General features: G+C 66.9%; 22 protein-coding genes. 10 read left to right on the top strand and 12 right to left on the bottom strand.

Translation table 11 applies throughout. From position 1 onward, the window contains the following. Window positions 1-165 precede the first annotated feature (165 nt). Window positions 166-2,217 carry a glycogen debranching protein GlgX gene (gene glgX / locus ACFVY3_RS05510; RefSeq protein ID WP_400159008.1) on the top strand — a complete coding sequence of 684 codons (2,052 nt, stop codon included), beginning with the start codon at window positions 166-168 and terminating at the stop codon, window positions 2,215-2,217. Window positions 2,218-2,302: 85 nt separating this feature from the next. Here the strand turns inward: glgX and ACFVY3_RS05505 are convergent, their stop codons facing one another. From ACFVY3_RS05505 to ACFVY3_RS05495, 3 genes are all read right to left on the bottom strand, one after another. After that, entirely contained in the window at window positions 2,303-2,650 is a 348-nt protein-coding gene (locus ACFVY3_RS05505) for a peptidase (RefSeq protein WP_400159007.1), read from the bottom strand. 109 nt (window positions 2,651-2,759) lie between these two features. Next, on the bottom strand, window positions 2,760-3,857 hold the full coding sequence (locus ACFVY3_RS05500; protein WP_400159006.1) for a cation diffusion facilitator family transporter: 1,098 nt from the start codon (window positions 3,855-3,857) through the stop codon (window positions 2,760-2,762). Then, entirely contained in the window at window positions 3,854-4,219 is a 366-nt protein-coding gene (locus tag ACFVY3_RS05495) for a metalloregulator ArsR/SmtB family transcription factor (RefSeq protein WP_364135642.1), read from the bottom strand. Before ACFVY3_RS05495 ends, ACFVY3_RS05500 begins: the two co-directional genes overlap by 4 nt. Before the next feature lie 110 nt (window positions 4,220-4,329). Here ACFVY3_RS05495 and ACFVY3_RS05490 point away from each other — a divergent pair, with 110 nt between their 5' ends. After that, window positions 4,330-4,719 (top strand): tautomerase family protein, encoded by a 390-nt coding sequence (locus ACFVY3_RS05490; RefSeq protein WP_400159005.1) that lies wholly within the window; start codon window positions 4,330-4,332, stop codon window positions 4,717-4,719. Here ACFVY3_RS05490 and ACFVY3_RS05485 read toward each other — a convergent pair. After that, window positions 4,716-5,291 carry a cysteine hydrolase family protein gene (locus ACFVY3_RS05485; protein ID WP_290257808.1) on the bottom strand — a complete coding sequence of 192 codons (576 nt, stop codon included), beginning with the start codon at window positions 5,289-5,291 and terminating at the stop codon, window positions 4,716-4,718. The two genes, ACFVY3_RS05490 and ACFVY3_RS05485, sit on opposite strands and share 4 nt — an antisense overlap. Window positions 5,292-5,447: 156 nt before the next feature. On the opposite strand from ACFVY3_RS05485, the gene ACFVY3_RS05480 reads away from it, so the two are divergent. Together ACFVY3_RS05480 and ACFVY3_RS05475 are read left to right on the top strand one after the other, a co-directional pair. Next, on the top strand, window positions 5,448-5,882 hold the full coding sequence (locus ACFVY3_RS05480) for a DUF3054 domain-containing protein (RefSeq protein ID WP_400159004.1): 435 nt from the start codon (window positions 5,448-5,450) through the stop codon (window positions 5,880-5,882). Between the two features lie 98 nt (window positions 5,883-5,980). Continuing rightward, complete coding sequence (locus ACFVY3_RS05475; protein WP_290257806.1) at window positions 5,981-6,262, top strand: Lrp/AsnC family transcriptional regulator; 282 nt, start codon at window positions 5,981-5,983, stop codon at window positions 6,260-6,262. 70 nt (window positions 6,263-6,332) lie between these two features. Here the strand turns inward: ACFVY3_RS05475 and trpD are convergent, their stop codons facing one another. After that, on the bottom strand, window positions 6,333-7,391 hold the full coding sequence (trpD, locus tag ACFVY3_RS05470) for an anthranilate phosphoribosyltransferase (protein ID WP_364135632.1): 1,059 nt from the start codon (window positions 7,389-7,391) through the stop codon (window positions 6,333-6,335). Window positions 7,392-7,502: 111 nt separating this feature from the next. Between trpD and ACFVY3_RS05465 the strand changes: the two genes are divergently transcribed. The 4 genes from ACFVY3_RS05465 (at window position 7,503) to ACFVY3_RS05450 (ending at window position 11,877) form a co-directional block, all read left to right on the top strand. Then, window positions 7,503-8,177, top strand: a complete 675-nt coding sequence (locus tag ACFVY3_RS05465; RefSeq protein ID WP_290257804.1) for a heme-copper oxidase subunit III — start codon at window positions 7,503-7,505, stop codon at window positions 8,175-8,177. Between the two features lie 87 nt (window positions 8,178-8,264). Next, window positions 8,265-9,053, top strand: coding sequence for a c-type cytochrome (locus ACFVY3_RS05460; protein WP_290257803.1), 789 nt, complete (start codon window positions 8,265-8,267; stop codon window positions 9,051-9,053). A 96-nt stretch (window positions 9,054-9,149) separates the two neighbouring features. Continuing rightward, entirely contained in the window at window positions 9,150-10,220 is a 1,071-nt protein-coding gene (locus tag ACFVY3_RS05455; protein ID WP_290257802.1) for a ubiquinol-cytochrome c reductase iron-sulfur subunit, read from the top strand. Next, on the top strand, window positions 10,198-11,877 hold the full coding sequence (locus ACFVY3_RS05450; protein ID WP_290257801.1) for a ubiquinol-cytochrome c reductase cytochrome b subunit: 1,680 nt from the start codon (window positions 10,198-10,200) through the stop codon (window positions 11,875-11,877). Before ACFVY3_RS05455 ends, ACFVY3_RS05450 begins: the two co-directional genes overlap by 23 nt. A gap of 106 nt (window positions 11,878-11,983) precedes the next feature. Here the strand turns inward: ACFVY3_RS05450 and ACFVY3_RS05445 are convergent, their stop codons facing one another. Beyond that, entirely contained in the window at window positions 11,984-12,751 is a 768-nt protein-coding gene (locus ACFVY3_RS05445; RefSeq protein ID WP_400159066.1) for a GntR family transcriptional regulator, read from the bottom strand. A gap of 170 nt (window positions 12,752-12,921) precedes the next feature. Here ACFVY3_RS05445 and ACFVY3_RS05440 point away from each other — a divergent pair, with 170 nt between their 5' ends. Then, a complete protein-coding gene (locus ACFVY3_RS05440) occupies window positions 12,922-13,206 on the top strand; it encodes an HPr family phosphocarrier protein (RefSeq protein WP_290257800.1) in 285 nt (94 codons plus the stop codon). A gap of 81 nt (window positions 13,207-13,287) precedes the next feature. On the opposite strand, the gene ACFVY3_RS05435 is transcribed toward ACFVY3_RS05440, so the two are convergent. The 5 genes from ACFVY3_RS05435 to ACFVY3_RS05415 all read right to left on the bottom strand — a co-directional run bounded on the left by ACFVY3_RS05435 (window position 13,288) and on the right by ACFVY3_RS05415 (window position 18,483). After that, on the bottom strand, window positions 13,288-13,689 hold the full coding sequence (locus ACFVY3_RS05435; protein ID WP_290257799.1) for a cytochrome c oxidase subunit 4: 402 nt from the start codon (window positions 13,687-13,689) through the stop codon (window positions 13,288-13,290). 2 nt (window positions 13,690-13,691) lie between these two features. Continuing rightward, complete coding sequence (ctaD, locus tag ACFVY3_RS05430; RefSeq protein ID WP_400159003.1) at window positions 13,692-15,410, bottom strand: cytochrome c oxidase subunit I; 1,719 nt, start codon at window positions 15,408-15,410, stop codon at window positions 13,692-13,694. A 12-nt stretch (window positions 15,411-15,422) separates the two neighbouring features. Continuing rightward, on the bottom strand, window positions 15,423-16,295 hold the full coding sequence (gene coxB / locus ACFVY3_RS05425) for a cytochrome c oxidase subunit II (protein WP_377970454.1): 873 nt from the start codon (window positions 16,293-16,295) through the stop codon (window positions 15,423-15,425). 205 nt (window positions 16,296-16,500) lie between these two features. Continuing rightward, the gene (locus ACFVY3_RS05420; RefSeq protein WP_290257796.1) at window positions 16,501-16,890 is read right to left on the bottom strand and encodes an iron-sulfur cluster assembly accessory protein; all 390 of its coding nucleotides are present in this window, start codon (window positions 16,888-16,890) and stop codon (window positions 16,501-16,503) included. Between the two features lie 159 nt (window positions 16,891-17,049). Further along, window positions 17,050-18,483 (bottom strand): dipeptidase, encoded by a 1,434-nt coding sequence (locus tag ACFVY3_RS05415; protein ID WP_377970452.1) that lies wholly within the window; start codon window positions 18,481-18,483, stop codon window positions 17,050-17,052. Window positions 18,484-18,635: 152 nt separating this feature from the next. On the opposite strand from ACFVY3_RS05415, the gene ACFVY3_RS05410 reads away from it, so the two are divergent. Next, entirely contained in the window at window positions 18,636-19,229 is a 594-nt protein-coding gene (locus tag ACFVY3_RS05410) for a DUF3043 domain-containing protein (protein ID WP_290257794.1), read from the top strand. A 112-nt stretch (window positions 19,230-19,341) separates the two neighbouring features. Here ACFVY3_RS05410 and ACFVY3_RS05405 read toward each other — a convergent pair whose 3' ends face one another. Further along, window positions 19,342-20,415, bottom strand: a complete 1,074-nt coding sequence (locus ACFVY3_RS05405) for a quinone-dependent dihydroorotate dehydrogenase (RefSeq protein ID WP_400159002.1) — start codon at window positions 20,413-20,415, stop codon at window positions 19,342-19,344. Between the last annotated feature and the right edge of the window lie 57 nt (window positions 20,416-20,472).

Raw genomic sequence — 20,472 nt, 5'->3', positions numbered from 1 at the left:
GCGCAGGCATTAACGCCCGGCATGGACCCGCCCCGGCGGAGTCCAGAGCGATCCCCAACCGAACTGTGACATGACTTCGTCGACATCCCGCCGTCGCGGTTCAAGCTTTCGTCAGCATGCTTACTATACTGAGGGCTAACACTTCCGTAGAGAAACGAGCATCGCATGACTTCGGCATCCGCCACGCGTTCCCTCCCCTATCCCCTGGGCGTCACGCTGCGTGAGGGCGGCGCCAACGTAGCGATCTACTCGCAGACTGCCGACGCCGTCGACTTCTGCGTCTTCGACGGAGACGGCAACGAGACCCGGACCGCGCTCGCCGAACGCACCGGCCACGTCTTCCACGCCGTGGTCCCCGGCGTCGAGGTAGGCACCCGCTACGGGATCCGCGTCGACGGGGCCTGGAACCCGGACGCCGGCCTGCGGCACAACGTGAACAAGCTGCTGCTGGACCCGCACGCCACCGCCGTCGAGGGCGGCTACGACTGGGGCCAGGCCGTCTTCTCGCACGACCTGAACGATCCGACCGTCTTCGACGAGTCCGATTCCGCCGATTCGACGCCCCGCTGCGTCGTGACCGACCCGTCCTTCGACTGGGACGCGGGCTCCCCCGACATCGCCCCCCGCACTCCCCTCGCCGAGACTGTGGTCTACGAGGTCCATGTCAAGGGCTTCACCCAGCAGCACCCGGACGTCCCCGAGGACATCCGCGGCACCTACGCCGGCCTGGCGCACCCGGCGGCCATCAAGCACCTGACGGACCTGGGCGTGACCGCCGTCGAACTGCTCCCCGTCCACCAGTTCGTCCAAGACAGCCACCTCGAGGAGAAGGGCCTCCGGAACTACTGGGGCTACAACAGCATCGGCTTCTTCGCCCCACACGGCGACTACAGCTCCGCTGGCGACGGCGGCGGCCAGGTCGCCGAGTTCAAGGCCATGGTCAAGGCGCTCCACGCGGCCGGCCTCGAGGTCATCCTCGACGTCGTCTACAACCACACGGCCGAGGGCAACCACATGGGCCCCACCCTGTCCTTCAAGGGCATCGACAACGCGGCCTACTACCGCCTCGTCGAGGGCGAGGAGTCGGCTTACTTCGACACCACCGGCACGGGCAACAGCCTCAACGTCGGCCACCCCGCCGCCCTGGGCCTGATCATGGACTCGCTCCGCTACTGGGTAACGGAGATGCACGTCGACGGCTTCCGCTTCGACCTGGCCACCACGCTGACCCGCCAGGACGGCAGCGCCGAACTACACAGCGCCTTCCTCACCCTGATCGAGCAGGATCCGGTCCTCGCCCCGGTGAAGATGATCGCCGAGCCGTGGGACACCGCCGGCTACCAGGTGGGCGGCTTCCCGGCCGACTGGTCCGAATGGAACGGCAAATACCGCGACGACGCCCGTGACTTCTGGCACGGCGGCGAGAACATCCTGGGCGACTTCGCCCAGCGCTTCCTCGGCAGCCCGGACGTCTACGAGGGCAGCCGCCGCGCCTCGCTCTCCAGCGTCAACTTCATCACCGCCCACGACGGGTTCACCCTGGCCGACCTGACCGCCTACGACGAGAAGCACAACGAGGCCAACGGCGAGGACAACAACGACGGCGAGAGCGACAACCGCTCGGCCAACCACGGCGTGGAGGGCCCCACCGACGATCCCGCTGTCAACGAGCTCCGGGACCGCCAGCGCCGTAACTTCCTCTCCACCCTGCTGCTCTCCGCCGGCGTCCCGATGATCCTCGGCGGCGACGAAATGGGGCGCAGCCAGGGCGGCAACAACAACGCCTACTGCCAGGATGACGAGATTTCCTGGTTCGACTGGAACAAGGTGGACGGCGACCTGCTGGAGTTCACCACCCAGCTGATCACCCTCCGCCGTGAGAACCCGGCGCTGCGCCCCACCTGGTACCGCCACGCCCCCGAGGCCGGCAGCGCGGACACCGTCCGGGTGCTGCGGGCCGACGCCGAGGGCTTCGGCGACGAGGACTGGACCGAGGACCACCGCGCCATCGCCTTCGTGCTCGAGCACGAGGGCGCCGACGCGTTCGCGGTGCTCTTCAATGCGGCCGAAAACGGGGTGGAGTTTACCATCCCGTCGGCACCCGGTCAGGAATGGGAGCTGGCGCTCTCCACCGACCCGGAGCAGCAGGTTCAGGCCCCGGTCGAGACCCTGATCGTGCGTGACCGCTCGGTCACGGTCCTTCGTTCGCGGGCCTGATCACACCCTGAAGTGACTGTGGGGCGGGACCATTCGGTCCCGCCCCACAGTCATGCCCGGGCCGCTGTGGCCTGCGTCCTGGCTCTTAGCGGAGATCGGTCAGGCCCGTGCCCTGATCGTCGAGGCACGGCGAACGCTTACCGGCGAGCGCCCCGGTGGAGCGCAGGCAGGTGCACTGCGGCCCCTTGGTCCCCGGCAGCGAAGTCCAGACGAACCGCTGCATCTTGTTGTAGAGCCCGAAGTCGAGTACCGCCCCGTCCAGCCTGGGAGCAAGGTCCGCGCTGACGCTTAGCTCGACGGCGTCCTCCCCCGCCGGTTCAAGCTGGCACCGCAGCGGTTTCCGCGGCAGGGTCCTGGAAAAATAGAGGCCCTGCTTCCGGCATCCGCCGTCGGCCGAGTAGCAGTGCAGGGTGCCACCGAACACGCCGATCATCTCCAGCGCGGCGTCTGTGACGAAAAAGCGTCCATGGCCGGGGATGGCCGCCCCGGTTCTCGCGGGACGCCCCTCCTCCGGATGCACTGATACCCGGCCGGTCCGTTGCCTAGCCGGCAACGACGACGACCGTTCCGACGTTGCGGACTCCGCCCCGCACCGCCTGCTCAATGGACCGGGTGGCTTCCGTCAGCTCGGCCATGGTCCAGTGGGCGTGCGCCGGGGTGGTGACCTCGACGTGGAGCCGGTGCCCGGACCAGCGGAGCCGGACGGTGGATCCGGGTGCCACGGGTTCGATGGCCGCCTCGGTCCGGTCCACCAGGGCCGGGTCGACGCCGTCGAGCAGGCGCCGACCGATATCCCGCACCGTTCCCCAGAGCAGCACGAAGATGGTGATCGAGATCAGGATGCCGATCAGCGGGTCCGCCAGCGGGAAGCCGAGCCAGACGCCGATGACGCCGGCCACCACGGCCAGGGAGGTGAACCCGTCGGTGCGGGCATGCACGCCGTCCGCCACGAGGGCCGCGGAGCCGATTTCCTTGCCGACCCGGATGCGATAGACGGCTACGATCTCGTTGCCGGCGAAGCCGATGAGACCGGCCGCCAGCACCCAGCCGAGGTTGGTGAGGGGCTCGGGCTGGAAGATGCGGATGACCGATTCGACGGCGGCGACGACGGCGGACAGCGCCACCATGGCAACGATGAACAGGCCGGCGAGGTCCTCGGCCCGGCCGTAGCCGAAGTTGTAGGTCCTGGTGGCGGCGCGGCGGCTGAGGACGAAGGCGATCCAGAGCGGCACCGCAGTCAGGGCGTCCGAAAAGTTGTGGATGGTGTCTGCCAGAAGCGCCACCGAGCCGCTGAAGAGGAAGACCACCAGCTGCAGGAGCGACGTAACGGCCAGGACCACCAGCGAAATCTTCAGCGCCCGGATGCCCTTGGCCGAGGATTCCATGGCCTCATCGACGGAGTCCGCGGCGTCGTGGCTGTGCGGGACGAACAATCCGTGCAGGAACCCACGAAGTCCACCCCGGTGTTCGTGGCCATGGTCGTGGCCGTGTGCATGCCTGTGACCGTGGACGTGCCCATGTGCGTGGTCGTGGTCGTGACTGTGCGCATGGTCGTGGTCGTGACTGTGGTCGTTCGCGTCGTCGTGGTCGTGCTGGTGGGCGGCGGCCTGCGGCACGCTGCCGTCGGTGATGTCTTTCATGCCGTTCCGCTCTCTTGGTCTGCGTGGTGGTGCCGGGGGGTGCCGCCCAAGGTGTGTTCGGCTTGGTAGATCGCATCCGCCACGAGCTGGCGGGCGTGTTCGTTCTCGAGCCGGTAGTACACCCGCGTGCCCTCGTGCCGGGTGGAGACGATCCGCGCCATGCGGAGTTTGGCGAGATGCTGGGAGACCGCGGACTGGGGCTTCCCCACGGTCTCGGCCAGCTCGTTGACGGACAGCTCGCCCTCGCGCAACGCCAGGATGATCCGGACCCGGGTGGCGTCCGCCAACATCGCGAAGACCTCGACGGCCAACTCGACGTACTCGCCGTCGACGTCCAGGCCGCACGGCTTATCTGCATTCATGCGAATATTATGACACAGAGGTATTGGCGGAATTTTGGCCCGCTCCGGTGACTTGCCCATAAGTGACAGCATTCAACGCAGTCCCGCACTGCACCGACCCGGGAGGCACCATGCCACTGATCAACATCGACGTCGTCGAAGGACGCACCCAGGACCAGCTGCAGGCGTTGCTGGACACGGTTCACGAGTCAATGGTGGAGGCCTTCGAGGTGCCGCCCACCGACCGATACCAGATCCTGACCCAGCACAAGCCGCACGAGATGGTCGCCCTGGACACCGGGCTGGGGATGACCCGCAGCAACGACCTCGTCGTCCTGCGCTTCACCAGCCGGCGCCGGGCGGAGGACGCGAAGCAGAAGCTCTACCGGCTCCTGGCCACGGGACTCGACGCGAAGTGCGGCATCAGCCCCCAGGACCTGATCGTCACCATCACCGAGAACGACGCCGCCGACTGGTCCTTCGGCAACGGTACCGCCCAGTTCCTCACCGGGGAGCTTTAGGCTTCCTCCCCCGTACTGTCCCCGGCAAAGTCCACCGCGGCGGCGTCCTGCACCGCCGCGGTGCGGCCCGGGGCGGTGTGGAACTGCCAGTAGAGATTGGTGTGCGCAATGACCAGGTCCGGGCTGGGAGCACCCCACTCGGACTGGTCCTCGGTGGTGTGCGCGTCACCCACCAGCGTCACGTCGTAGCCGCGGACGAACGCGCCGTGAATGGTAGACCGGATGCATTCGTCCGTCTGGGCGCCCGACACCACCAGCCTGCCGATCCCGGCCGAAGCGAGGACCTCCTCCAGGTCGGTGTCCTCGAACGAGTCGGCGTACTTCTTGTGGACCACCGGCTCGGAGTCGTGCGGGGAGAGCTCGGGGACGATTCCCCACTCTTCGCTGCCGCGTGCCAGGTGCTCGGAAGAGTGCTGCACCCAGACCACCGGAACCCCCGCCTCGCGGGCCCTCTCGACCAGGCCGCCGATGTTCCGGACCACGCGGTCCCGCTCGTAGGCTCCCTCGACGACGCCATTCTGGACGTCGATCACGACCAGGCCCGTTGTCGGCCGATCGGCGAGTGTTGTCATTGCGCACCCCTTCGTGCTGTTTCTGCCGGTGTAATGAGTCGCGCCCATGCTAGCCGCGCGGGGCGACGAAATCCACGGTCCGGGGAACCGGCCGGGGATCGGTCGAGCTGCCGGGCACAGGAATCCGGTCCTGCCGATCCCGGTTAAACTTGGGGCATGCCCCTTAGCGCCCCAGCACCGCACCAGAACCAGCCCCTGGACGGGCGCCGCCCCGCGCCGCGCACCGCGATCCTGGCGGCTGCCGCGGACGCGCTCCTGATCCTGCTCTTCGCCGCCATCGGGCGCGACGCCCACCAGCGCGGCGAAATCGTCACCGGCGTGCTGGCCACCGCATGGCCGTTCCTGGCCGGAGCCGCGGCTGGCTGGCTGGTGTTCCGTCTCTGGCGCCGTCCGCTGGCGGTGTGGCCGTCCGGCGTCGTCGTCTGGCTCGCCACGGTGGCGGTGGGCATGCTGCTTCGGGCCCTCACCGGCCAGGTAGTGGTACTTCCGTTCGTGATTGTCGCCCTGATTGCCGTCGCCGTTTTCCTGCTCGGCTGGCGCCTCCTGGCCGCGGGCGTGAGGCGGCTGCGCTCCCGCCGCAGCGGGAGCTGATGGACTAGGCTTGCAACCATCCGGGCCTGCCCGCACCGGCGGCTTCGGCCCTGCTCCGGCACCCCGGCAATGATGCACCCGCTCCGAAAGGTCCCCACGTGATCACCGCTTTCGTCCTGATCAAGACTGATGCTTCCGCCATCCCGGAGACGGCCGAGAAAATTTCGTCGATCCCGGGCATCAGCGAGGTCTACTCCGTCACCGGCGAGTGGGATCTGATCGCCATCGCCCGGGTGGCCAAGCACGAGGATCTGGCGGATGTCATCGCGGACAAGCTCTCCAAAGTTCCGGCTGTGGTGCACACCACCACCCACATCGCCTTCCGCGCCTACTCCCAGCACGACCTCGACGCGGCCTTCGCCCTCGGCTTCGAGCAGTAAGCGCCTCGCGCAACAAAGGCTCAGGCAGTAGACACTCGAGCGCTCACAGCCACGCGCGGCCGGCGACTGTTCAGTCGCGGGACAGCGCCACCCAGCGGTCCAGGACGGCGGCGGCGGCACCCGAGTGCACAGCTTCCTCGGCCCGCTTCATCGCCGCGGCCATCCGCTCGGTCAGCGGCCCGGCGGCATCCAGGTCGAAGGCCACCAGGCCCGCCGCGGCATTAAGCAGGGCCGCGTCCAGCGCCGGCCCGGGATCTCCGGCCAGCACGGACCGAACGACGGCGGCGTTCGCCGCGGCGTCGCCTCCGCGCAGTTCCGCCACCGTCGCCTGACGGATGCCCAGCTCGCGCGGGTCGAAGGTCTGCTCGGCGACGTCGCCGTTCCGGATCTCCCAGATGCGGGAGGGGCCGGTGGTCGTCAGTTCATCGAGGCCGTCGTCGCCGCGGAACACCAGGCCGCGGCTGCCGCGCCGGGCCAGCACCCCGGCCACCAGCGGCGCCATCCGCTCGTTGGCCACACCCACCGCGGATGCCTGGACGTGCGCCGGGTTGGTCATCGGCCCCAGGAAGTTGAAGGCCGTCGGAACACCAAGGTCACGCCGGGCGACGGCGGCATGCCGCATGGAAGGGTGGAAGACCTGGGCGAAGCAGAAGGTGATGCCCGCTTCTTCAGCGTTGCGGGCCACCCGCGGGATCGGCAGGTCCAACCGGACGCCGAGCGCCTCAAGAACGTCGGCGGAGCCGGACGCCGACGACGCCGCCCGACCGCCGTGCTTGACCACTTTGGCGCCGGCGCCGGCGGAGATGAGCGCGGCCATAGTGGAGATGTTCACGGTGTTCAGCTGGTCCCCGCCGGTGCCGACGATGTCCAGCTTCTCCCCGGCGATCTCCAGCGGGTTTGCGGAGTTGATCATCGACTCGACCAGGCCTGTGAGTTCGGCCACCGTCTCGCCCTTGGCGCGCAGCGATACAAGGAACCCGGCCACCTGTGCCGGCGAGGCCTCACCGGACATGATCGAGGCCATGGCCCAGGCGGTGTCGCCGGCGGTGAGGTCCTCACCCTTGATCAGGGCGCCGATAAGGCGCGGCCAGGTCCTGCTTGCCGCCGGTGTAGATGCCTGGGAAGTCACGGTCCGATGCTATCGAGCCGGGAGCCGCAATGCCCAATGCGAAGGCCTGCGGAACTTTTCCGCGCGATTTCGCGTCTTTGTAGAAAAAGTGCCCTCAAAAGGCGGTTCGCGTTGGGCACACAGGACTTTTACAGACATAATGTCTATGTGACATCTGCGACCCATGCCCCCAGTACCCCGGCGCACCCCACGCTGAACCGCCCGAACATGGTTTCCGTTGGAACCGTTGTCTGGCTCTCCAGTGAGTTGATGTTCTTCGCCGGTCTCTTTGCCATGTACTTCACACTCCGTTCGACGTCCGGACAGATGTGGGCTGAAGAGACAGCCAAGCTCAACTTCCCCTTTGCGCTCGTTAACACGATCGTCCTCGTGGCCAGTTCCTTCACTTGCCAGATGGGCGTCTTCGCCGCGGAACGGCTTCAGCCGCGCCGCCTTGGCGGTCCGCTGAGCTTCTCCCGCTGGGGAATGAATGAGTGGTTCACGCTCACATTCATCATGGGTGCGTTCTTCGTGGCCGGCCAGTCGACCGAGTACGCCATGCTCGTCTCCGAGCACGTCTCGCTCTCCTCCAACGCTTACGGCTCGGCGTTCTACATGACCACCGGCTTCCACGGCCTCCACGTCATCGGCGGCCTCATCGCGTTCCTGCTCATCATGGGACGCTCCTTCGCGGCCAAGAAGTTCGGACACTTCGAGGCAACCTCCGCGATCGTCACCTCGTACTACTGGCACTTCGTCGACGTCGTGTGGATCGGCCTCTTCCTGGTCATCTACGTCCTCAAGTAGCCACCCCTTGTCTCTCTTTCTACAAGAGATAGAATTTCAAGAAGCGGCTCCCGGAGCCAACGCAGCATCGAAAAAAGGAACCACCACGTGAAGGCACTCTCGCAGAAGCGACGTCACCCACTGGCAGCAGTTGCACTGTTGCTGATGGGCCTCCTCATCACTGGTGGGCTGTACGCCGTCGCCACCACCGTCAACCAGGCCAAGGCCGACACCACGAGCTTCAGCGCAAGCGACGCGGAGGAGGGCGGCAAGCTGTTCGCCGCCAACTGCGCCACCTGCCATGGCATGGGTGCCAGCGGATCGCAGGCGGGCCCGTCGCTCGTCGGCGTCGGCGCCGCCGCGGTTGACTTCCAGGTGGGAACCGGCCGTATGCCCATGCAGATGAACGGTCCGCAGGCTTACAAGAAGCCCGCCCAGTTCAACGAGGAGCAGACCCACCAGCTGGCTGCCTATGTAGCCTCCCTGGGCCCCGGCCCCTCCATCCCGGAAGCCGGAGTCCTCGACGAGAAGGGCGACGCCGCCAAGGGTGGCGAGCTGTTCCGCACCAACTGCGCCATGTGCCACAACGCCGCCGCTGCCGGTGGCGCACTGACCAAGGGCAAGTTCGCCCCGGCCCTGGCCGACGTGTCCGGCAAGCACATCTACGAGGCCATGGTCACCGGCCCGCAGAACATGCCGGTCTTCTCCGACGCCAACGTCTCCCCCGAGGGCAAGCGCGACATCATCACCTTCCTTAAGCAGATCGAATCCAACGGATCCCCGGGCGGCAACGACCTCGGCGCCCTCGGCCCGGTCTCCGAAGGCCTGTTTGTCTGGATCGCCGGCCTGGGCGTCATCATCGCCTTCACCATCTGGCTGACCTCGCGGACCTCCTAGGCTCCGCACCCCGTAAGAATTTCTGCCGGCCCGCCGGCAGGTTGAATTGAAAACTAACCCGGCGAGAGCCGGGACGAGAGAAGGATGAGGCGAATTATGGGCAACCATAGTGACGGCAGTCCGAACCACTCGGGCACCGTAGCTACGGCTGGTCAGAGCGAGGTGGAGAAGTTCCAGGATCCTGGAATTCCCCCGCACCGTTTGCGCCTGGCTGACACGGACCCGAAGGCCGCAAAGCGAGCGGAACGGCAGGTGGCCCTCCTGTTCGGCGTATCCGTCGTTGGTACCCTGATATTCCTGGTGGCGTACTTTGCCATCGATCTTGGAAACGACTCCTCGATCGCCACTATCCGGCTGCAGAACACCCTGCTGGGCATCGGCACCGCGTTCGCGATGCTGGGCATCGGCACGGGCATCGTGCACTGGGCCAAGGCCCTCATGCCGGACCACGAAGTGTCGGAAGAGCGTCACGCCATCCGCACCGAAGAGGACCGCCAGGCCGCCGTCCGGATCGTCGACGACATCGTCGAGGAAACCGGCATCAAGCGCCGCCCGCTGATCCGCAACACCCTGCTGGGCGCCGTCGCCCTCGCCCCGCTGCCGGCCTTGGCCGTCTTCGGCGACCTCGGTCCCCGTCCGGACGACAAGCTGGCCCACACCATGTGGGCACCGGTCAACGGCAAGACCAAGCGCCTCACCCGCGACCCTGATGGCACCCCCATCAAGGCCTCGGACGTCACCATCGGTTCCGCCTTCCACGTCATCCCGGAAGGCCTGAACGAGCTGGAGTCGGGCAAGCTGAACGAGAAGGCCAAGTCGGTCGTCCTGCTCATGCGCCTGAACCCGGAATCCCTCAACCCCTCCCCGGGGCGCGAGGACTGGGGCTACAACGGCATCGTTGCCTACTCCAAGATCTGCACCCACGTCGGTTGCCCTGTCGCCCTCTACGAGCAGCAGACGCACCACCTGCTGTGCCCGTGCCACCAGTCGACCTTCGACCTGACCCAGGAATGCAAGGTCATCTTCGGCCCCGCCAGCCGGCCGCTCCCGCAGCTGCCCATCGCCGTCGACGATGAGGGTTACCTCTACGCCACGAGCGACTTCAAAGAACCTGTTGGACCTAGCTACTGGGAGCGTGATGAGCATGAGCGCAACATCAACAGCTGACACCCCCACCTTTGTCGCCAAGACCAAGGGCGGCCGCATCACCGACTTCGTCGACCAGCGCGTCGGCGGATCGGGCATCCTCCGCGAATTCGGCCGGAAGGTCTTCCCGGACCACTGGTCCTTCATGTTCGGCGAGGTGGCGCTGTACTCCTTCGTCATCCTGCTGCTCTCCGGCACCTTCCTGACCTTCTTCTTCGATCCGTCGATGGCTGAGACCCACTACCAGGGTTCCTACATGCCGCTGAAGAACGTCGAGATGTCCGTGGCGTACAACTCCTCGCTGAACATCTCCTTCGATGTCCGCGGCGGCCTGTTCATGCGCCAGGTGCACCACTGGTCGGCACTGCTGTTCGTGGCCTCCGTGGCCGTGCACATGCTCCGCGTGTTCTTCACCGGCGCGTTCCGCAAGCCCCGCGAGATGAACTGGGTCATCGGCTCCGTCCTGCTGATCCTGGCCATGGCCGCCGGCTTCACCGGTTACTCCCTCCCCGATGACCTGCTCTCCGGTAACGGCCTGCGCATCATCGACGGCGTGATCAAGTCCATCCCCGTGATCGGCACCTACATCTCGTTCTTCCTCTTCGGCGGCGAGTTCCCGGGCACGGCCATCATCGGCCGCCTGTACGTGCTGCACATCCTGCTGGTTCCGGCCCTGATCCTCCTGATGATCGCGGCCCACCTGTTCATGGTCGTCGTGCACAAGCACACCCAGTACCCCGGCCCGGGACGCAACGACGGCAACGTCGTCGGCTACCCCCTCGGCCCGGTCTACGCGGCCAAGGCCGGCGGCTTCTTCTTCATCGTGTTCGGTGTCATCGCCCTCATGGCCGGTTTCTTCACCATCAACCCGATCTGGAACTACGGTCCCTACGACCCCTCCCCCGTCTCCGCAGGCACCCAGCCTGACTGGTACATCGGATTCGTCGACGGCGCCCTCCGCCTGATGCCCGGCACGTTCGGCAACTGGCACGTGGAGCAGATCTTCTTCGGCCACGTCTTCACCTTCAACGTCCTGCTGCCGGCCCTGGTCCCGGCGGGAATCCTCTTCACCGTGATGTTCACCTACCCGTGGATCGAACGCTGGATCACCAAGGATGACCGCGAGCACCACGTCCTGGACCGTCCGCGCAACGCCCCGACCCGTACCGCCATCGGCATGGCCGGCTTCGTCTGGTACTGCGTGATGTGGGCAGCCGCTGGTTCCGACCTCATCGCCACGCACTTCCACGTGGCCCTGAACGACGTCACCTACTGGCTGCGCGCACTGTTCTTCATCGGCCCGGTCATCGCGTTCATCGTGACCAAGCGCGTCGCCCTGGCGCTGCAGCGCAAGGACCGTGAGATCGCCCTGCACGGCCGTGAGACCGGACGCATCGTGCGCCTGCCGCACGGTGAGTTCATCGAGGTCCACGCCCCCCTGGACGAGTACAAGCGCTACAAGCTGGTCGGCTTCGAGTCCCCGAAGCCGCTCCCGGCCCAGCCGAACGAGAAGGGTGTGGTGGACCGCAAGGAAAACCGCCGCGCCAAGCTCTCCCGCTGGTTCTTCGAGGACCGGGTGGCACCGGTCACGCCCACGGAGCTCGCGGCGGCCCACAGCCACCACGGCGCCCACGAGGCGGTCGAGGCGAACGCCGAGCAGAAGACGCTCAGCCACTAGTCTCCCCTCGTAAGACATAGAAGAGGCCCGGTCCTGATGGATCGGGCCTCTTCTGTGTTTCCGGGGACGTCCAGTGCTATGGCCTGGTCCCCGTGGCGACCGGCGCCTAGGGCCGGTAGCCGCTGACGTAGTTCCTGGTGGGACGCACGCCGGGCCGCTGCAACGGGACCCAGAGCTTGTACCGGTCGGCCCGGTAATAGGAGACTGAGTAGTCCACCATGGCGCGGGCCACGAAGGCGTGCCGCTGGATCTTCAGCAGCGGCGAACCTACCTCGACATTGAGCAGCCGGGCGGTCGACGGCGAGGCGGCGGTCGCCTCGATCATGTCCTCGCCCCACTCCATCACCAGGTCGTAGCGTTCGCTGAGGACGTTGTAGAGCGACGTCGGCGGATCACCGTCGAGCAGGCCCGGCACGCGGTGTGCGGGAATGAAGTTCTCGTCCACGCTCATGGGTTCGTTGTCCGCCAGAAGGAGCCGCCGGAAGCGGACCACGGGCGTTCCCTCCTCCAGCTGGAGTTCGCGGGCCAGGAACGCGCTGGCGCCGATTTGCTCGAAGCTGAGGACCTTGGCCGCCGGGACCATGCCGCGGCGCTGCATTTCCTCGCTGTAGGAGGTCAGCTTCACCTGGAGGTCCAGCTTTGGTTTCCTGACGAACGTCCCTAGCCCCACGACCCGTTCGATGACCTCCTCACCGACGAGGGCGTCGATAGCCTGGCGGACGGTCATGCGGGCCAAGCCGAACCGCTCTGAGAGCTCCCGCTCCGACGGCAGGGCCGAGCCCGGCGGGCAGGAGGTGGCGATGTGGGTGCGCAGGATCTCGCGCAGCTGGACGTAGATGGGAACCCCGCTGGAACGGTCGATCTCGCCGGCCATCCGGGCGGCGTTACTTCCCACGGCCGGGCCTCGTGCAAGCTGTCATGAATTAAGCGTAGGGCACCCGCGCCACAGGTCTAGACCAATCCGGGCTCGCGGTTTCCCGGCTCTCCGCTCCCCCGGCTACGCTGGAGGCTGCATCTTTCGCTTGACCCCATCAGGAGCCTCCCTTGCCCGTACACAAGGCCGTCATCCACGCCGAAATCGGATTGCACGCCCGGCCGGCGGCAGAGTTTGTCCGCGCCGTCACCGCCACCGGCCTGCCCGTCACAATCGCCCGGCCCGGCCAGCGCGGCGTGGACGCCCGGTCCCTGCTCGAAGTCATGACGGAGGACTTCGAACGCGGCTGCGAGGTGGAGCTGGCCATCGACGCCGCCAGGATTCCGGAAGGCCGCAGCGCCGAGGACGCGGAGGCCGCCCTCAGCGACCTTGGCACCCTGCTGGCGGAGCAGTAACAAACAAAAACGACGGGGACCCCACCGGATGGTGGGGTCCCCGTCGTCGTTAGCGGTGCCGGGCGAAAGCCCGTGCGGTGCCTAGTGGGCGTGGTCTCCGCGGCTGTACTCGTAGACCCAGCCGATCAGCGCCACGATGGCCAGGCCACCGGCGATGAAGGTGATCCAGAAGCCGACTGCGATGCCCAGGAAGCCACCTGCGCAGGCGAGGCCCAGGACCAGCGGCCACCAGCTCCAAGGGCTGAAGTGGCCCTGCTCGCCGGAACCCTCGTGGATCTCGGCGTCGCTGCGGTCCTCGGGACGCAGGCCGACGCGCTTGCCGGTGAAGCCCAGGTAGGCGCCGATCATGCCGGCCAGGCCGGCGACCAGCAGGATGCCCAGGATGCCGACCCACTCGCTCCAGTTCGTCATGAAGCCGTAGACGATCGCGACCGGGATGAAGAAGAACACACCGAGTCCAAAAATTCTAGATTCGATTTTCACAGTTAGGCGTCCTTCTGGTCGGCGTTACCGAGCGTCGCAGCAGCCGGCGCCGGGGAGTCGATGGTGTAGCTCTGGGCGAGCTCCGGGTGGTGCAGGTCCAGGGCGGGACGCTCGGACCGGATCCGGGGCAGCGAGGTGAAGTTGTGGCGCGGCGGCGGGCAGGAGGTTGCCCATTCCAGCGAGGCACCGAAGCCCCACGGATCGTCGACCATGACGTTCTCGTTGCTCCGCCAGGTGATGTAGACGTTCCAGAAGAACGGGATCAGCGAGGCGCCCAGCAGGAAGGAGGAGTACGTGGAGAACTGGTTCATCCAGGTGAAGCCGTCTTCCGGCATGTAGTCGGCGTAGCGGCGCGGCATGCCCATGACGCCGAGCCAGTGCTGGATGAGGAAGGTGCCGTGGAAGCCGAGGAACAGCATCCAGAAGTGGATCTTGCCGAGGCGCTCGTTGAGCATCTTGCCCGTCCACTTCGGCCACCAGAAGTAGAAGCCGGCGAACATGGCGAACACGACGGTACCGAACACCACGTAGTGGAAGTGCGCCACGACGAAGTACGTATCGGAGACGTGGAAGTCCAGCGGCGGGGAGGCCAGGATGATGCCGGTCAGGCCGCCGAAGAGGAAGGTGGCCAGGAAGCCGATGCTCCACAGCATGGGGGTTTCGAAGGTGATGGAACCCCGCCACATGGTGCCGATCCAGTTGAAGAACTTCACGCCGGTGGGAACCGCGATCAGCATCGTCATGAAGGAGAAGAACGGCAGCAGGACCGAGCCGGTGACGTACATGTGGTGGGCCCACACGGTGACGGACAGTGCGGCGATGGAGATGGTGGCGTAGACCAGGCCCTTGTAGCCGAAGATCGGCTTGCGGCTGAAGACCGGGAAGATCTCCGAGACGATGCCGAAGAACGGCAGGGCGATGATGTAGACCTCGGGGTGGCCGAAGAACCAGAACAGGTGCTGCCAGAGGACGGCGCCGCCGTTCTCCGGGTCGAAGATGTGCGCACCGAAGCGGCGGTCGGCGCCGAGGGCGAAGAGGGCCGCGGCCAGCGGCGGGAAGGCCATGAGCACCAGGATGGCGGTGACCAGGGTGTTCCAGGTAAAGATCGGCATACGCCACATGGTCATGCCCGGGGCGCGCATGCAGATGATCGTGGTGATGAAGTTGACCGCACCCAGGATGGTACCGAAGCCGGAGAGGGCCAGGCCGAAGACCCAGAGGTCACCGCCGACGCCGGGGCTAAAGGTGGTGTTGGACAGCGGCGCGTAGGCGAACCAGCCGAAGGAGGCGGCACCCTGCGGGGTGATGAAGCCGGAGACCGCGATCGTGGAACCGAAGAGGAAGAACCAGAAGGCCAGCGCGTTCAGTCGCGGGAAGGCGACGTCGGGGGCACCGATCTGCAGCGGCATGATGACGTTGGCGAAGCCGGCGAACAGCGGGGTCGCGAACATCAGGAGCATCACCGTGCCGTGCATGGTGAAGAGCTGGTTGTACTGTTCCTTGGTCTGCAGGATCTGCATACCGGGTTCGAACAGTTCGGCGCGGATCAGCAGCGCCATGACGCCGCCGAAGCAGAAGAACACGAAGGACGCGATCAGGTACATGTACCCGATGGTCTTGTGGTCCGTGGAGGTGATCCAGTTGACGACGATGCGCCCCTTGGATTTGGGTACTACGGGAGCCTCAAGGATCCCGGAGGGCTGAGAGTAGGTTGTTGCCACTTCGCGCTCCCCTTACTTGTTCTCGGTCGGGGCCGGGTTGCGGTCGTACTCTTCGCCGAGCAGGCCGGTGTTGCCGTCCTGGCGGAGCTGGTTCATGTGGGCGGCGAACTCCGACTCGGAGACGACCTTCACGCGGAACAGCATTTCGGAGTGGTACTCACCACAGAGTTCGGCACACTTGCCGTCGTAGGTTCCCTCTTTGGTGGGAGTGAACCGGATGTAGTTGGTCTTGCCGGGGATCATGTCGCGCTTCTGCAGGAAGGCGGGAACCCAGAAGGAGTGGATGACGTCGCGGGAGTTCAGCTCCAGGTCAACGGACTTGTTGACGGGCAGGTACAGCGTCGGCAGCTTTTCCTTGTCGACGTCGTTGCCGGTCAGGTGCGCCTGGACGCCGGCCTCGTGGAGGTCCTCGGTGACGACGTCACCCTTCTTGTAGTTGAAGTCCCAGGCCCACTGCTTGCCGCGGACGTCGACGACGACGTCGGCAGGCTGGCTGCGGTCGTCGATTGCCTTCTGGTCGCTGTCGGTGAAATAGAAGAACACCAGGACCATGAAGAGCGGGATCGTCAGGTAGAAGACCTCGAGCGGGAGGTTGAAGCTGTTCTGGCGGGGGAACCCGACGGTGCCCTTGCGGCGCCGGTAGGCGACGATGCACCAGATCATCAGGCCCCAGGTGATGATGCCAACGACCAGGGCTGCAATCCATGAGTTGACCCAGAGGTCCATGATGCGGTCAGTGTGGTTGGTGGTGCCGCGCTCGGTCGGCAGCCACCCTTTCTGTACCTCTGGTGAACATCCAGTCAAAGCCAACGCGCCGGCTAGTGCCAAGCCAGTGATCGAAGTGATCTGTTTGCGTCGGCTGCCGGTTCGGTTCTGCGAACTCACAGACGGCCCTTCCTACTTGTTGCTGTCGCCCGGCCGCATACAACGATCCGGGCACACTAAAAGTTTTACTACTCGGTGTAGAGCTTACCGCTCCCTGGGAGTTTTCGCCCACATGTCCGCGCCGTGGTCCGGCACCTTTTTCGGGGTTTCCGCGTTAGGGTCCCCGGACGGAACAATGGCCGGGCTGAAAGCCCGGCCATTGACCTTAGTGGAAGGAGTCTCCGCAGGCGCAGGAGCCGCCGGCGTTGGGGTTATCGATCGTGAAGCCCTGCTTCGAGATGGTGTCTTCGAAGTCGATGCTCGCGCCGCTGAGGTACGGCACGCTCATCTTGTCTACGACGACCTCGACGCCGTCGTAGTCGCGGACGGCGTCGCCCTCGAGGAGGCGCTCGTCGAAGTAGAGCTGGTAGATCAGGCCGGAGCAGCCGCCCGGCTGCACGGCGACGCGGAGGCGCAGGTCGGTGCGGCCTTCCTGTTCCAGCAGGCTGCGGACCTTGCCGGCAGCGACGTCGGTCAGCTGCACCTCGTGGCTGGCCAGTTCCTGGCTTTCCTGGACTGCGGTGTCGGTGCTGGTTTCATTGGTTGTAGTGCTCATGGCCTACCTTCTGACGACGGTCGGAGCGGCGCCGCCCGGCGGCGCCGGCCCCTGCTTTAACGGTATGGGCTATAGCTACATGCTACGTCGATCAGTGCTGTAGCTCTAACTCCTGGGATAACCGTCCGCGTCCGCCGGATGTTCCCCGGAAGCCCGGTATCAGGCCAGTCCCTCGGCGTTCAGCCGGGCCAGGAGCAGCGCCTCGGCGATGATCGCGTTCCGGAAGTCCTCCAGGTGCAGGGACTCGTTGGCGCTGTGGGCGCGGGAGTCCGGGTCCTCGACGCCGGTAACCAGGATCTGGACGTCCGGATACAGCTCGGTGAGGTCCGCGATGAACGGGATGGACCCGCCGATGCCGGTCTCGACGGCCGGCACGCCCCAGGCCTCGCCGAGGGCCCACATCGCCAGCCGGGCCGCCGGGGAAGAGGTGTCGGTCATGAAGGCGCTGCCGGTCTCCCCCGGGGTGAAGACCACCTGGGCGCCGAACGGGGCGTTGGCCTCGACGTGGCGGCGGACCGCGTCCATGGCCTCGTCCGGGTTCTGGCCCGGGGCCAGGCGGAGGCTGAACTTGGCCTTGGCGCGCGGCAGCAGGGTGTTGGAGGCGACGTTCACGGCGGGGGCGTCGATGCCGATGATGGACAGCGCGGGTTTCGTCCACATGCGCGAGGCGATGCTGCCGGTGCCGGCGAGCTTGACGCCGTCGAGCACGGAGGCGTCCTTGCGGTATTCCTCCTCGGTCAGGTCCACGGCGGCGTCATCCCGGCCCACCAGCCCCTCGATGGCGACGCTGCCGTCGTCGTCGTGCAGGGTGGCGATCAGGCGGGAGAGCAGGGTGGGGGCGTCGAGCACGGGGCCGCCGAACATGCCCGAGTGCACCGCGTGGTCCAGGACCTTGACCTCGATGGTGCCATCCACGAGGCCGCGGAGGCTGGTGGTCAGGGCGGGGATGCCGACCTTCCAGTTAGAGGAGTCGGCAACGACGATCACGTCGGAGCGCAGCAGTTCCTGGTGGGTTTCGAGGAATGCGCGGAAGGTCGGCGAGCCGGCCTCCTCCTCCCCCTCGAAGAAGAACGTGACGCCGAGGCCCAGCTCCTCCCCCAGCACCCGGCTGACCGCAGAATAGGCGGCGACGTGCGCCAGGATGCCGGCCTTGTCGTCCGCGGCGCCGCGGCCGTAGAGCCGGCCGTCCCGCTCGACGGCGGTGAACGGTTCGGTCTCCCAGAGCGAGAGGTCGCCGGTGGGCTGGACGTCGTGGTGGGCATAGAGCAGGATGGTTGGCTTGCCGGCCGCGGCGGGACGGCGTGCGACGACGGCGGGTCCGCCCGGGGTGCCGTCCTCCTTGTCGCAGCGCAGGATCCGGACATCATCGAAACCGCTGCCGCGGACCAGCTCGGCCACCGCGTCGGCGCTGGCATTCAAGGGAGCGGGATCGAAGCTGGGCCAGGCGATGCCGGGGATCGCGACGAGTGCCTTGAGCTGCTCGACGGTGGCGTCAAAGGCCTCGGTGACGGCCTGGCGGAGGGCTGCGGTATCGACGGTCTGGGTGGTGCCGCCTGCTGAATGCTGCGGGGTGCCCGCGGGTGATGAAGTCATGGCCAAAACACTACCCGTGTCCCCGATCACCTCAAACAGCACCACAGGCCCCACCGGAGGCACGGCGCGGGCGCCGGCACGCGTCCCGGTGCCCGCGTCCGCCGCCGCGTCATCGGGCCGGGAACGGCACCTCTGCAGGGTAGTCTGTAGGGGTGTTTGGACGGAAAAAGGAAGCGCCCTCGGCGCAGGATGTAGTTGACCAGCAGGTGGCCGCGGCTCGAACCCCCACCGCCGGCAAGGGCGCGCCCACCCCGAAGCGCAGCGCGCAGGAAGCGGCCCGCAAGCGGCCCCTGGTGCCGCAGGACCGCAAGGCCTCGCGCGCAGCGGAGCGCACCGCGGTGGCCGAGCAGCGGCTGAAGATGCGCCAGGCCATGGATACCGGCGACGAGAAGTTCCTCCCGCTCCGGGACAAGGGACCGCAGAAGCGCTTCGCCCGTGACTACGTGGACGCCCGCTACAGCCTGGGCGAATACCTGATGTTCGGTGCGCTGGTCTTCGTGGTCATCTCCCTGCTGGTGCCCGCCAGCAGCGAGCAGATGATCTACGTCCTGGGCGCCTTCTGGGTGATGTTCCTGGCCGTCTTCGTCGATGTCTTCTTCCTGTCCCGGAAGCTGAAGAAGCGCCTGACGGAGAAGTTCGGCGACGTCGAACGCGGCACGGTCTGGTACGGCTCGATGCGTTCGCTGCAGTTCCGCCGCCTGCGCATGCCCAAGCCCCAGGTCGGCCGCGGCGAGTACCCGGCCTGACCCCACCACCAGCCCACTAAAAACCCCCGGCAGCCTCGCTGCCGGGGGTTTTTCGCATCTGTGGGTGCCGCCGCCCGGGAGGGCGTTGCGCGTCTCGCGGGGGGCTCTTCGCCTAGCGACGAACGGGGTGCTTCGCCAGGTACCCGTTGATCCGCGCCGCCCAGAACGGGCCCTCATAGAGGAACGCGGTGTACCCCTGGACCAGGGTGGCGCCGGCCTCGAGCCGGGCGCGGACATCCTCGCCCGATTCCACCCCGCCCACCGAGACGAGGGTCAGCGCGCCGCCGGTCGCCGCCTTCAGCCGGGCCAGGACCTCCAGGGACCGCTTCTTCAGCGGCGCGCCGGAGAGACCCCCGGCCCCGCAGGACTCCACGGCATCCGGGTCGGAGGCCAGCCCCGTCCGCCCGATGGTGGTGTTGGTGGCGATGATGCCGTCGAGCTTGAGGTCCAGCGCCAGCCGGGCAACGTCGTCGATGTCCTCGTCGCTGAGGTCCGGGGCGATCTTGACCAGCAGCGGAACGTGCCGTCCGGCGGCGGTGTCGGCCGCCTCCCCCACGGCGGTCAGCAGCGGGCGCAGGGTCTCTACGTCCTGCAGCAGCCGCAGGCCGGGGGTGTTGGGGGAACTGACGTTGACCACCAGGTAGTCCGCGGCCGGCGCCAGGCTGCGCGCGCTGATGAGGTAGTCCGAAACCGCGTCCTCAAGTTCCACCACCTTGCTCTTGCCGATGTTGATGCCGATCACCGGCCGCACGGTCCGGTAGCGGCGCTGCAGCGCTGCGCGCGCGGCGCGGAGCCGGGGAGCGACGGCGGCGGCGCCGTCGTTGTTGAAGCCCATCCGGTTGATCACGGCGCGGTCCTCGATCAGGCGGAACAAGCGCGGCGCCGGGTTCCCGGGCTGGGCTTGGCCGGTGATGGTGCCCACCTCGATGTGGCCGAAGCCCAGGTCCGTGAGGGCCTCGATGCCGTGGCCCTCCTTGTCGAAGCCAGCGGCCAGGCCGAACGGTGAGGGGAAGGTCAGGCCGAACGCCTCGGTCCGCAGCGACGGCGCCGGTGCCGTGAGCCGCTGCAGCAGCCGGCCCGCACCGCAGCGGTGGGCGAGGCGGATGCCCTGGAAGCCGATCTTGTGGGCACGCTCGGCGTCCATCCAGGAGAAGGCAAGCCGGAAGAAGGTGGGGTAAAGGCGCATGGTTCTAGTTTTCCGGGTCCGGCGCGACAAATCCAACCGGCGCGGGCGGGTGTCCCG

It is taken from the genome of Arthrobacter sp. BPSS-3 (assembly GCF_044628475.1).
Classification (GTDB): Bacteria; Actinomycetota; Actinomycetes; order Actinomycetales; family Micrococcaceae; genus Arthrobacter.
This window is presented reverse-complemented; position numbering and strand designations above follow the sequence as displayed.

Bases quoted from the DNA above. Each gene is read 5' to 3' on its own strand.
- glgX (WP_400159008.1), top strand. From the start codon at position 166: ATGACTTCGGCATCCGCCACGCGTTCCCTCCCCTATCCCCTGGGCGTC.
- ACFVY3_RS05505 (WP_400159007.1), bottom strand. From the start codon at position 2,650: ATGATCGGCGTGTTCGGTGGCACCCTGCACTGCTACTCGGCCGACGGC.
- ACFVY3_RS05500 (WP_400159006.1), bottom strand. From the start codon at position 3,857: ATGAAAGACATCACCGACGGCAGCGTGCCGCAGGCCGCCGCCCACCAG.
- ACFVY3_RS05495 (WP_364135642.1), bottom strand. From the start codon at position 4,219: ATGAATGCAGATAAGCCGTGCGGCCTGGACGTCGACGGCGAGTACGTC.
- ACFVY3_RS05490 (WP_400159005.1), top strand. From the start codon at position 4,330: ATGCCACTGATCAACATCGACGTCGTCGAAGGACGCACCCAGGACCAG.
- ACFVY3_RS05485 (WP_290257808.1), bottom strand. From the start codon at position 5,291: ATGACAACACTCGCCGATCGGCCGACAACGGGCCTGGTCGTGATCGAC.
- ACFVY3_RS05480 (WP_400159004.1), top strand. From the start codon at position 5,448: ATGCCCCTTAGCGCCCCAGCACCGCACCAGAACCAGCCCCTGGACGGG.
- ACFVY3_RS05455 (WP_290257802.1), top strand. From the start codon at position 9,150: ATGGGCAACCATAGTGACGGCAGTCCGAACCACTCGGGCACCGTAGCT.
- ACFVY3_RS05450 (WP_290257801.1), top strand. From the start codon at position 10,198: ATGAGCGCAACATCAACAGCTGACACCCCCACCTTTGTCGCCAAGACC.
- ACFVY3_RS05445 (WP_400159066.1), bottom strand. From the start codon at position 12,751: ATGGCCGGCGAGATCGACCGTTCCAGCGGGGTTCCCATCTACGTCCAG.
- ACFVY3_RS05420 (WP_290257796.1), bottom strand. From the start codon at position 16,890: ATGAGCACTACAACCAATGAAACCAGCACCGACACCGCAGTCCAGGAA.
- ACFVY3_RS05415 (WP_377970452.1), bottom strand. From the start codon at position 18,483: ATGACTTCATCACCCGCGGGCACCCCGCAGCATTCAGCAGGCGGCACC.
- ACFVY3_RS05405 (WP_400159002.1), bottom strand. From the start codon at position 20,415: ATGCGCCTTTACCCCACCTTCTTCCGGCTTGCCTTCTCCTGGATGGAC.